Below are 9,263 nucleotides of genomic sequence, written 5' to 3' on the forward strand. Positions count from 1 at the left end.
GTTACTATTTTTTGATTATGATGATTATTTTCTCTTGCCTTGGTGTTACCACTTTTTCGATCTCAAAGTCGATCTTTGACCGGATCCAAGCTAAATCGGCATCGGAGAGGTATTGGATATTGGATATTTCAATCCTGAAAGAATCTTTTCTATCTTTCAGAACGGCGTATCTGGTTATCGATTGAAGAAATATCTGGGCCTTTTTTACGGATTCCGGTATTGGCAGATAAATCAATACATTATCATTTTCATCGATTTCGTGGCAGTTGGGGCAATAATGTTTCCCGTTATCAATGTGCCATTCACTTTCAGCCGCTGATTCTTCGGCTGCTGATTCGTCATTCCAATACTGGTAATCGCCTGATTCGCAGATATTACCACAGCGATTACATTTAACCGCGAAAAAAACTCCGTGAATAATCATTGTTTAATTTATTAAGGGTTGTTTCCTCTGAATCCGGCCAGGCGCATTTCTTCTTTTGCCTTGCTGATCACTGTGCGGCACCATTCCAGTTGGTGGGTGGCAGATCGGTTTGTCCGTTCGGACCAGTCAACCAGAAACTGTTCTTCTTTGCAAATGCTTTTCACGATAGCATTGATGGCGGTAGGTGTGGCACCGTTCTGCCTGGCTATCCGTTCGAGCGCCGCAAATACATCATCCTTCATTTTCTTGTTCAGGTGGTATTTTGCATCGGCCAGCAGTTTGCCGGAACGGGCGATATAAGCGGCCAGGTCATTGCCCCGGGCAACTGCTTCTTCGGCATCCTCGCTCATGGTGATTGTCAGGAATTCATCCATCGTTTTAAGTTCGTCGATGATTCCGGGGATAGGTGTAATCAATTTTTCCATGTTAATATTCGCTTGAAATGAAACATTCGTCATTTATCTGATCGGCCATGGCATAGCGGTCAGCGGCATGCAGTTCGTTGGGTTTGCGGCATGGTTCCGGCTCCACATCCACATCGAGATAGCGGCGTACAATCCGGTCGATGATTATCATTTCCGCATCGTTGGAGGCAATTGGCAGATTGTTGACCCACCATACGATCTGCCGGTCGGTGGCTTGGTCAACCTGTTTAAGTGTTGGCCACATGTGTATGTCGCGGTCTTTTTGAACGCTACGGCTTAGCAGACTAAAGGCAGTTGTCCAAAAGACAACCAAAACGATGCAGGAGGCAATGATCCAGCCAAGCTCCATGTCTCCGACAGACCGGCTGAGGTTGATTGATTGTAAGATCATAATGAAAGGTTTTTTTAAGGTTGGGTTACTTTCTGTTGCTTGGTTTCAATAAATTCACCGAGGGTCTGACCGGGGCGAAGTATCCCGCAAAGTGCCATTCCTGTGTTTAAATAGTTTGGCTCCGGCACCATTCCGATTCTCTTACCGTTCAGGGTGAAATAGGATGTTGGTCTTGTAAGAGGCCTTACAACGTGATTGTGTCCGAGTACTTTGATAACTTTAAAATTTTCCATTGTTGTTTGATTTAGAAATTCAGAGGCGCGAGCAGGATTCGAACCTGCGAAGCTTCCGCCGATTGTCAGGCGGTTCGATACCAACTTCTCCTTAATTGCGACAATCTACTCCGCCACCGCGCCATGTGCCCGGCTCAACTCCGGGCAGCTTTGAGATTGGTTTTGTTAGAACTCATGCCCACAATCCCCGGACAAGTAGGGTAATGTTTTCGTCGGCCTAACTTGGATTGATCGATTCGCGATAGAAGAAGTAGGAGAGCAATCCGATCAGAATGGCAGCGAACAAGCACCAGGTGCGGCCACCAAGAAACCCAATGAATTCGGCCAGCGCTATGAGGCCGAAGCCTGCTGAGAATATCCGGTTTGCCAGTTTCATGTTAGAATGGTGTTTTGTTGAATGAAATTTCGGTCCCGTAGTCGGCAACAGTTACCGTTTTACCGGTAGCGCGTTCAATCTCTGTTTTGAAATTTTCAGCATGGCTGTTGCCGTCGGAGAGGTGGATCAGTACGATGTTGTTTACCCGGCTTAAATCGTTTGCATGGAGTAGATCGATCGCCGTTTGCAGGCTCATGTGGCTGGTTACAATCCTGTTCCGGATCGATGGATTGAGCCGTCCGGATTCGATGTTCTTCTCCAGGATGTTCAGGTCATAATTCACCTCCAGGATGATGTTGTTCAATCCGGTAAATGTGAACTCCGAATAGAACGTATCGGTCAGGAACAGGATATTGCCTGATTCCGGATGATTGATCAGGAAGCCGAAGGGTTCAGCCGCATCGTGGACCACATCGAACGGAAGTACTTTGAAGTCTCCAACCCGGAGCAGCTCTCCCGACTTGACTTTGTGAAGCCGGTGGCTGGCATTGAAGCGGCTGGCTGTTCCCCGTGAGCAATATACATCGACGGCAGCCCGGGTGAAGTCATGGACATGAGCTGCATGATCGCCGTGTTCGTGTGTGATCAGGCAACCAATGATTTTTGAAACATCGAAGCCAATCGCTTTTTTGACTTCCGACAGCCGGATACCGGCCTCAATGACCAGTACCTGACTATCGGTTTCCAGAATGTAGCTGTTGCCCCGGCTGGAGCTTCCGAGTACTTTCAGTTTCATTATTCAGTGGCTTTTTTGATTACCTCCTGAATTCTCGTCCAGAGCCATTCAGGAACTTGGTTGTTGTCGTTTTCGATGGTCTCCAAAACCTCCAGCATTTCAGGGGCAGCAGCGATGAGTTTCGCGTTGGCTTCATGATGAATATTTGACTGCCCATTTCTGCAGCTTGGTTCACCAGCGATGATGTAAACTTTTTGACGCGGCTGTCCAGCGATGTATTCAGTCTGACGAGTATTGCAAAGAATACGGGCTTGAAAATCTCCTTCTGGTGATGATGTTCTTTCAACATACCATTCACCTTGTGTGTACTTCTTTTCCATAGCCTAAAACCCCGGGCCAGAAGCCGCTTTTTTGATTTCAAGATCGATTCCTTGTTCACGGGCAGCAGCGCGGATTGTAGCTTCATCAGTCAAGAATTCAGGCATCATTCCGCAGTCGTTGATCAGAAACTCTTTTGCCTTATTGAGTGAAGGGAATGTCATCGTGTTTAATGCGACAGTCTCTTCCGATTTAGTTGACTTAACCTCTATCGTTTGTTGTTCCTCAAAATCAACCTCTTCGGCGTTTTCAAAACCAATCGGTTTTGAGTTGGCTTTTTCATTCTTTTCAGCTTCTGCAGGATCAGGTTTTTCTTCGCTATCCTCATAGAGAACAGAGTCATCGGAAGCGCGTATTAGTAATTTACAGGCGCGGTTGATCACCGTCTTGCAGGCCATCTGGTCGGGGAAGTTTTTATGTGCCGGTGAGTTTCCTTTCATCGGCCCTTGGTTCCAGGCATCGCGGATCTGGATCATGCTCATGATTTCAACATCAACGGTACCGTCTTCCAGTTCAAACACGGCATAAGCCCCTTTCAAATCCTTGCTGCCAATGCTGTCAAGAGTTTGCTCATGCTTGATAATCTTCTTTCTGCCTGTTGTTGTATCAACTCCAAATTCAAATGTGTCACCGGCGAATATGGCATTGGCACGGATGTTTTTCAAATGTCCGTAACGCTTGGCCAGAACGATATTACCGGTGTATTCAATGGAGCACTCCAACTTATCACCATATGGAATAAAGTCGCATTGCTTTTTAAGCGGAGATAATCCCCAAACTACCATTTTGAGCAATGCATTTGCAACTGATTCTTTTGAGCATTTTGCCAATAGGTTAGACTTAGGGTCAGTCAGTACCAGATAGGCTGATTTCAGCGCATTCTCAGGAGAATAATCTTTCGGGATTCTCAATTCCCCGGCACTTCTGAACACTTCAATCTTTGCTAATACTTGTGCTGAAATGTCCTTTTTAATTTCAGCAACTTGGTTGTTTTCGTTTGCCATGTTGATTTTGATTTATGATGCGATTCTTAATGATTTGTCTGATTCGGATACATAGAGCTCGATGCGTTGAGCCTGTGTGTGTTTGATTGAGGTGATTGACTCCGAGTTATCAATCCAGATCGGAGCGGATTGGTTGTAATAGGCCGAAAGCACGTTGATGATTTCGATACCGGCATTGATTCGCCCTGCAGAGTTGCCATCGGACCATGGCACCCAGGCACCGTTGGTATTGACCAGCGTATCGCAGCATTCAACCAGTCCTCCGTTCAGTTGCGTATCGAATAACCGGAACTGGACAGCCGTGAACATGGTGTTGATCTTCGATTCGAGCATATCCACCTTTGCCCGGGTAAATTCGGCGATGGTAAATTCAACCTTTTCCAGACCAGCCAGCTGCTTGCTGAATTCCTTCTCCTGGCGGAGCAGCTCTTCCTTCCGCTTGTTTGCTTGCTCGATCTGTTCTTTAGCTGCCAGCTGCCTTTTGAACTCATCCATGCGACTGATAAGGCCTGATTTCTTCAGTTTCAGGCTTGAATTATCAGATGGGGCCAATTCCTGTTCGGGGGATGATTCAATCTCCTGGAGTTGTTTTACCGCTTGATGGTACTCCTGATTGTCGGATAATATGGCCTGGACACTTTCGAGCTTTCTGGACTCCCAGCTTCGAATGATTTCTTCCTGTTTGCCAGTCAAATCGTCGTAGCTTACATGTTGGATGTTGCTAATCTGCCGTTCAAGGTTTTCGATCCTGGGTAGATAAGATTTCCCTTCATCGACAATGGCGGCAAGCCTTCTTTCTTTGTTAGCGTTAAACCGGGCAAGGGCCTCAGATTGTTTCGCCTGCACTTTATCAGGCTGTAGTTCCTGGCCGCAGGCAAAACACTTGCAATCATCCGCATGAATGCCTTGGAACTGTTCTTCGTTCACCTTTTGCCATTCTTCACGGAGTTTGCTCTGTTCGTCTTTGAACAATTCGATGCTTTTTCTGAGGTCATCGATCTCTCTTGAAGAATTAGCTTTTGCCTTGTTGAGCCGTTCGATTTCCTTTTTGGCGGCATCAATAGCTGCTTGTTTTTCATTCAGCTGGGCACTGAAAACCTGCCGTCCTTTGAATTCGATGTCCGAGATCTTGGTTTTTAGCTCGTTTATTTTGGACAGGCGTTGTTGTTTGCTGGCGTAATATGCCTCGTAGCTTTTTGAAGCGTCTGCAATCTGGTTGTCAATGGCTTCAATCTGGTTGTTTAGAATATCGATTTCATCCTGAATGATCTTCCATTCCCTTGCTTCCGGTGTATTGCGTGAAACTTCATCCACACGGGCCGGAATGAGGGCCAGCTCGTCTTTCAGTTTCTTTTTCTGGGCGGCCAGTTGTTTTTTGTACTCATCCAGCGTTTTATTGCCCATTTCGGCCATCAAAGACTGAAAATCTGACCGCGTTGCTGCGATATCGTTGTCTGAAACATTTCCGGCGATGGTGGTCAGGATATTCCGGCGTTCCTGCCATTTCAGGCTATTGAAGTACATTGGGTTGGTGATCATCCGGAAGGTTTGTTCGTTGATAATTGCATCAACCTTCTGTTGATATTCACCGGCCTGCAGGGGCACATCGTTCCAAAAGAAGAGGGTTTCGTGTCCTTGCAGCTCAGGAGTGTCGGATCCACGCCGGGTTACCCACTTTTCGCGAAATACCCGCCTCAGGTTTATTACTTCACCATTGACTTCGAATGCGCCTGATACTTCATGATCCAGTTTATGGATAGCCTTGTTCTGTGTGTCCAGCGTTTTGATGCTGAAGTCTTTCCGGTCGGTTGAATCCTTGCCAAAAAGGAGCCAGGTAAAAGCATCAACCAGTGTGGTTTTACCAGTGGCATTATCCCCATAAATTTTTGTTGTTTCGGAGAAGTCGATCTCCAGTGATTTGATCCCCTTAAAGTTTTGTAGGGACATTTTGAGAAGCTTTACGTTTTTCATTTTCTAGCTGTGATTTGAAATTTGATTCCATGATTCTATGCATCACTGTTCCGGGGATGACATTGTGAATGTCAAGCATCCGGCTGGCAGTTTCGAGCTCTGAGCGTTTGAAGTAGTACTTCGCCCGGGTACTGTTCCCGGTTGGGTAACCTACTATCCATCGCTTGCGCCGCCATTCTTCGACCTGGCGTTTGCCGTATGTTTTGTAGGCTTGCTGAGCGGACATGTTTTCGTCCACCAGTCCCAACCGATTGAGGGTGTTTATCACACCGATCTGGATTGAGTTTGAAATGATTTTTTCAAGTATCTTTTCGTCCATTGCTGCACTGTTAATTGTTTGTTGAGAGATTAGCGAGTTGGATTTTCTTAACACCGTTGCAACGCTTTGCAGGGCTGTGCATTAATTTTCGAAAAGCTTATTGTCTCGTGCGTAAATGAAAAATTCTGAAAGTGAGTGTACTTTTATTCGTTTAAAAGCATTGCGCTTGTGAGTCTTAACCGTTTCCACCGACAGGCATATTGATTCGGCAATTTCTTCGGCAGAGTTATTCTCGTAGAAATGCCTCATGACTTCGAGTTCCCGGTCGGATAGTTTCGAGTTGAATTTTGGCTTACAAACAATCCCTTCTAACTGGCATTCGCCGCGAAGCGGACATTCAACTTCCTCAAAATTATAATTGCCGAATTGGTCAATATCCAACATGCTGTCGAACTTGCCCCAGTTGCATTTGATCAAGCGCCTGGCGATGTTGAATTCGAACAGCGGGATATTAAACCGGAGCTTCTCAAAGTTTTTAGATAGGGCTTTAACGGCATCGGGGTAGAACTCCTGAAATGTCCTGATAAGGTGTGAGATTATGCCCCGATCGGTTGGGGTCAGCATCCGGGCCCCATCCTTGTCGTGGACCATGATGTCTCCTTTTGGGGTGATGTAAAATTCCGTGTTAGTCATGGCTTGCCGGGAATAGACATTCAACATCACATTTCAGAAGCTTTGCAAGGGCCTGCTTTTCCAATAGGTTTGCTTTTGCGGTGCCGTATGCCCAGCGGCGAATGGTGCCGGGGTGTTTGCCCAGCTTTTCGCCTACTACAATCAGGAACTCGTCCAACGGGGTAAGTGGGTAGTTCGGGCTTGATTTCGGTTCATCTTTCAGCGCGTTGTAATACTCCGAAAAGGGTAGATTATCAACATTGGGGCGGATTTTTTGATTTACATTCTGTTTATTCATTATATTTGAATATTGATTATTGAATCGTTTTATTTAATAATCAAGCAGGGAGGCAATTTTCAGATTGCCGTCGTGGATTGCCTCCCGCTTTTTGATCCAAGAGCGTAGCCTTTTAGGTGGGCTTTGCTCTTTTGCATGGTGTAAAGATATTCAATAATCTTGGATATAAGCAATAAAAACACCAAGAAACTTGAATTTATTTTTAGTATGAGTGATATAGGTCTGAATATAAAGACTTTAAGAGGGTTGAAAAATGTGTCGCAGGCAGCTCTTGCAGAGGCTATTGGAGTTAAGCCAGGCACTATATCGAATTATGAGAAGGGTGTTTCTGAACCTGACTTGGATAAAGCGTTGTTGATATCCAAGTATTTTGGAGTGCATATAGATTCTATGATTGAGCGCACTGAACTCGAACGATTAAAAGCCGAGCTTGAAGATTCGCCTCTTATGCTTGGCGTGCCCGAAACTGAACTCAGCAAAATTGGAGTCCCATATTTCGATATTGATGTTACCGCATCGATAAAGGAGAGCTTTCAGGATGTTGCTGAAGTTCCTGAATTTTATGTCGATTTCAAGCCTTTCAACGATTGCACGGCCTACCTGCCAATATGGGGCGACAGCATGTATCCGACCTATGCCAGCGGTGAAATAATAGCTGTAAAAAGATTAGAGAACCCGGACGTGATCCTTTGGGGAGAGGCCTATTTGATCATCACCAATGCGGAGGCAAATAATATGAAGACTATTAAGTTGCTTTTCCCGCATGAAGAACCGGACAAGTTAATACTCAGGGCATCCAATCCGAATTTCAAAGGTGATACTGTAATTCCAAAGAAATCGGTCTTAAACCTGTATTCGATTAAAGGGAAAATAACCAGAAAACAACTGTAGATGCAAACAATAATGAAGCGAATATTCATTCTGATTTTTCTGTTAGCTGGGATTGGCTCATGTAGCAAGGATGATAAGAAGGACTTCGTATTGAATGAGCCAATCACCGAGTGGAATCTGACCAAAGAACAGGTTAAGGCACTCGAAACGCACTCTCTGTTAAAAGAAGACGACTTTGAACTCCAATACAGCGCGGATGGGGAGATCTCCAAAATCATGTATTTGTTCGATGAGATTCCTGGAGAAGTATGGCTGGGGAGATCGGATCTTCAACTCGTGCACAATAAGGAAGTGTTTGACGATGTATTCAGTGCTTTGAAGCGTCTGTATGGTATGAATTACAATGAAAGCCATTACGATGATGGCGATAACTATTATAGTTGGGAAGTTGGGGACACTTATGTGGAGCTGTATTACGGAAATATTAGGCATGAGCTGAAATACTACCGGATAACTCATCAATAATGTATGGATACATTTTTGCTAAAGATTTCGTTCCCATCCAGCCGGTCCAAGAATTTTTCAAAGGCCACAAAACTTGCAGAACACTTCGACGGGTTTACACCCGGGAACGTGAATGCTGTCAGTGTATCGATGAAGGAGATTTTCGAAAAGTGGGAGTATTTCAATCTACTGTTCTGGTGTACTGTTGACTGGAAAGGAACGACATTGGCTTGCGATGGCATGGAATTTCATTCCCATTCGGACAAAACAAGAATATTCTATGCACTGCAACACGCACACACTAGCTACATCTGTTTTTTAGAAGATAAGTTAAGGCATTTGCACCTGGTCCACAACGGAGAATTGAAGTACGAAGAACTTGAAGGTATATCATACTCTGAAGAAGATATAAATGCCCTGATTGAGACCTTTCAAATATTAAAACAGCGCCGGGACGTGAACGGTGATGAATCATTTGTAAACATCAAGGTAAAAGAAAGGCCATGGTTTTTACAGAATAGTAAGAAATTCGGTTTATGAGCAACATGGAAGAAAAGGATATCATGATCGCATCATTGAGGAAAGAGCTTCAGGACCTGCACCGTAAAATAAGTGCGTTGGAGTTGGAGAATGCCTTACTGAATGATGATATTGCCCGCCTGAAAAGGCAACTGGAAATAGCCAAAATGAAGGATTGAATTTGAAATATCTTTGAAAATCAAAAAGCCAAGTGCATAAATCACACGATATCAAGAGAATAAAAGGAGTGCCAAGCTGCCTTCTAAGCAGTAGGTCATGGGTTCGAATCCCGTCCGGGGTAC

At 45.0% G+C, this 9,263-nt stretch carries 16 protein-coding genes and 1 tRNA gene; 4 read left to right on the forward strand and 13 right to left on the reverse strand.

Annotated features, from left to right (window positions below):
- Positions 1-4 precede the first annotated feature (4 nt).
- From N2K84_RS15230 to N2K84_RS15290, 13 genes are all read right to left on the reverse strand, one after another.
- The gene (locus N2K84_RS15230) at positions 5-424 is read right to left on the reverse strand and encodes a hypothetical protein (protein ID WP_282592686.1); all 420 of its coding nucleotides are present in this window, start codon (positions 422-424) and stop codon (positions 5-7) included.
- A gap of 11 nt (positions 425-435) precedes the next feature.
- Positions 436-849: a hypothetical protein gene (locus N2K84_RS15235; protein ID WP_282592687.1), complete on the reverse strand. Its 414-nt coding sequence runs from the start codon at positions 847-849 to the stop codon at positions 436-438.
- Position 850: 1 nt separating this feature from the next.
- The gene (locus N2K84_RS15240; protein ID WP_282592688.1) at positions 851-1,240 is read right to left on the reverse strand and encodes a hypothetical protein; all 390 of its coding nucleotides are present in this window, start codon (positions 1,238-1,240) and stop codon (positions 851-853) included.
- Positions 1,241-1,254: 14 nt separating this feature from the next.
- Positions 1,255-1,473, reverse strand: a complete 219-nt coding sequence (locus tag N2K84_RS15245) for a hypothetical protein (RefSeq protein ID WP_282592689.1) — start codon at positions 1,471-1,473, stop codon at positions 1,255-1,257.
- Between the two features lie 23 nt (positions 1,474-1,496).
- Positions 1,497-1,596 (reverse strand) — tRNA-Val (locus tag N2K84_RS15250).
- 94 nt (positions 1,597-1,690) lie between these two features.
- Positions 1,691-1,849, reverse strand: a complete 159-nt coding sequence (locus N2K84_RS15255) for a hypothetical protein (protein WP_282592690.1) — start codon at positions 1,847-1,849, stop codon at positions 1,691-1,693.
- Position 1,850: 1 nt separating this feature from the next.
- Complete coding sequence (locus N2K84_RS15260) at positions 1,851-2,585, reverse strand: MBL fold metallo-hydrolase (protein ID WP_282592691.1); 735 nt, start codon at positions 2,583-2,585, stop codon at positions 1,851-1,853.
- A complete protein-coding gene (locus N2K84_RS15265) occupies positions 2,585-2,905 on the reverse strand; it encodes a hypothetical protein (protein WP_282592692.1) in 321 nt (106 codons plus the stop codon). The genes N2K84_RS15260 and N2K84_RS15265 overlap by 1 nt, the downstream gene beginning before the upstream one ends.
- Positions 2,906-2,908: 3 nt before the next feature.
- Positions 2,909-3,907 carry a recombinase RecT gene (locus tag N2K84_RS15270; protein ID WP_282592693.1) on the reverse strand — a complete coding sequence of 333 codons (999 nt, stop codon included), beginning with the start codon at positions 3,905-3,907 and terminating at the stop codon, positions 2,909-2,911.
- A gap of 12 nt (positions 3,908-3,919) precedes the next feature.
- Positions 3,920-5,854 carry an AAA family ATPase gene (locus tag N2K84_RS15275; RefSeq protein ID WP_282592694.1) on the reverse strand — a complete coding sequence of 645 codons (1,935 nt, stop codon included), beginning with the start codon at positions 5,852-5,854 and terminating at the stop codon, positions 3,920-3,922.
- Complete coding sequence (locus tag N2K84_RS15280; protein WP_282592695.1) at positions 5,835-6,197, reverse strand: hypothetical protein; 363 nt, start codon at positions 6,195-6,197, stop codon at positions 5,835-5,837. The genes N2K84_RS15275 and N2K84_RS15280 overlap by 20 nt, the downstream gene beginning before the upstream one ends.
- An 81-nt stretch (positions 6,198-6,278) precedes the next feature.
- Positions 6,279-6,830 carry a LuxR C-terminal-related transcriptional regulator gene (locus N2K84_RS15285; RefSeq protein ID WP_282592696.1) on the reverse strand — a complete coding sequence of 184 codons (552 nt, stop codon included), beginning with the start codon at positions 6,828-6,830 and terminating at the stop codon, positions 6,279-6,281.
- A complete protein-coding gene (locus tag N2K84_RS15290) occupies positions 6,823-7,107 on the reverse strand; it encodes a helix-turn-helix domain-containing protein (protein ID WP_282592697.1) in 285 nt (94 codons plus the stop codon). Before N2K84_RS15290 ends, N2K84_RS15285 begins: the two co-directional genes overlap by 8 nt.
- Positions 7,108-7,314: 207 nt before the next feature.
- On the opposite strand from N2K84_RS15290, the gene N2K84_RS15295 reads away from it, so the two are divergent.
- From N2K84_RS15295 to N2K84_RS15310, 4 genes are read left to right on the forward strand one after another with little or no spacing between them, the layout of a single operon-like run.
- A complete protein-coding gene (locus N2K84_RS15295) occupies positions 7,315-7,998 on the forward strand; it encodes an XRE family transcriptional regulator (RefSeq protein ID WP_282592698.1) in 684 nt (227 codons plus the stop codon).
- Positions 7,999-8,463, forward strand: a complete 465-nt coding sequence (locus N2K84_RS15300; protein WP_282592699.1) for a hypothetical protein — start codon at positions 7,999-8,001, stop codon at positions 8,461-8,463.
- A gap of 3 nt (positions 8,464-8,466) precedes the next feature.
- A complete protein-coding gene (locus N2K84_RS15305) occupies positions 8,467-8,982 on the forward strand; it encodes a hypothetical protein (protein ID WP_282592700.1) in 516 nt (171 codons plus the stop codon).
- Positions 8,979-9,140, forward strand: coding sequence for a hypothetical protein (locus tag N2K84_RS15310; RefSeq protein ID WP_282592701.1), 162 nt, complete (start codon positions 8,979-8,981; stop codon positions 9,138-9,140). Before N2K84_RS15305 ends, N2K84_RS15310 begins: the two co-directional genes overlap by 4 nt.
- Positions 9,141-9,263: the final 123 nt, after the last annotated feature.

Source organism: Gaoshiqia sediminis, from assembly GCF_025907915.1.
Classification (GTDB): Bacteria; Bacteroidota; Bacteroidia; order Bacteroidales; family Prolixibacteraceae; genus Gaoshiqia; species Gaoshiqia sediminis.

Excerpts from the sequence above, each read along its gene's own strand:
- N2K84_RS15300 (WP_282592699.1), top strand. The coding sequence starts at position 7,999 with ATGCAAACAATAATGAAGCGAATATTCATTCTGATTTTTCTGTTAGCT.
- N2K84_RS15240 (WP_282592688.1), bottom strand. The coding sequence starts at position 1,240 with ATGATCTTACAATCAATCAACCTCAGCCGGTCTGTCGGAGACATGGAG.
- N2K84_RS15295 (WP_282592698.1), top strand. The coding sequence starts at position 7,315 with ATGAGTGATATAGGTCTGAATATAAAGACTTTAAGAGGGTTGAAAAAT.
- N2K84_RS15280 (WP_282592695.1), bottom strand. The coding sequence starts at position 6,197 with ATGGACGAAAAGATACTTGAAAAAATCATTTCAAACTCAATCCAGATC.
- N2K84_RS15235 (WP_282592687.1), bottom strand. The coding sequence starts at position 849 with ATGGAAAAATTGATTACACCTATCCCCGGAATCATCGACGAACTTAAA.
- N2K84_RS15265 (WP_282592692.1), bottom strand. The coding sequence starts at position 2,905 with ATGGAAAAGAAGTACACACAAGGTGAATGGTATGTTGAAAGAACATCA.
- N2K84_RS15270 (WP_282592693.1), bottom strand. The coding sequence starts at position 3,907 with ATGGCAAACGAAAACAACCAAGTTGCTGAAATTAAAAAGGACATTTCA.
- N2K84_RS15310 (WP_282592701.1), top strand. The coding sequence starts at position 8,979 with ATGAGCAACATGGAAGAAAAGGATATCATGATCGCATCATTGAGGAAA.
- N2K84_RS15290 (WP_282592697.1), bottom strand. The coding sequence starts at position 7,107 with ATGAATAAACAGAATGTAAATCAAAAAATCCGCCCCAATGTTGATAAT.
- N2K84_RS15255 (WP_282592690.1), bottom strand. The coding sequence starts at position 1,849 with ATGAAACTGGCAAACCGGATATTCTCAGCAGGCTTCGGCCTCATAGCG.
- N2K84_RS15285 (WP_282592696.1), bottom strand. The coding sequence starts at position 6,830 with ATGACTAACACGGAATTTTACATCACCCCAAAAGGAGACATCATGGTC.
- N2K84_RS15305 (WP_282592700.1), top strand. The coding sequence starts at position 8,467 with ATGGATACATTTTTGCTAAAGATTTCGTTCCCATCCAGCCGGTCCAAG.
- N2K84_RS15260 (WP_282592691.1), bottom strand. The coding sequence starts at position 2,585 with ATGAAACTGAAAGTACTCGGAAGCTCCAGCCGGGGCAACAGCTACATT.
- N2K84_RS15245 (WP_282592689.1), bottom strand. The coding sequence starts at position 1,473 with ATGGAAAATTTTAAAGTTATCAAAGTACTCGGACACAATCACGTTGTA.
- N2K84_RS15275 (WP_282592694.1), bottom strand. The coding sequence starts at position 5,854 with ATGTCCCTACAAAACTTTAAGGGGATCAAATCACTGGAGATCGACTTC.
- N2K84_RS15230 (WP_282592686.1), bottom strand. The coding sequence starts at position 424 with ATGATTATTCACGGAGTTTTTTTCGCGGTTAAATGTAATCGCTGTGGT.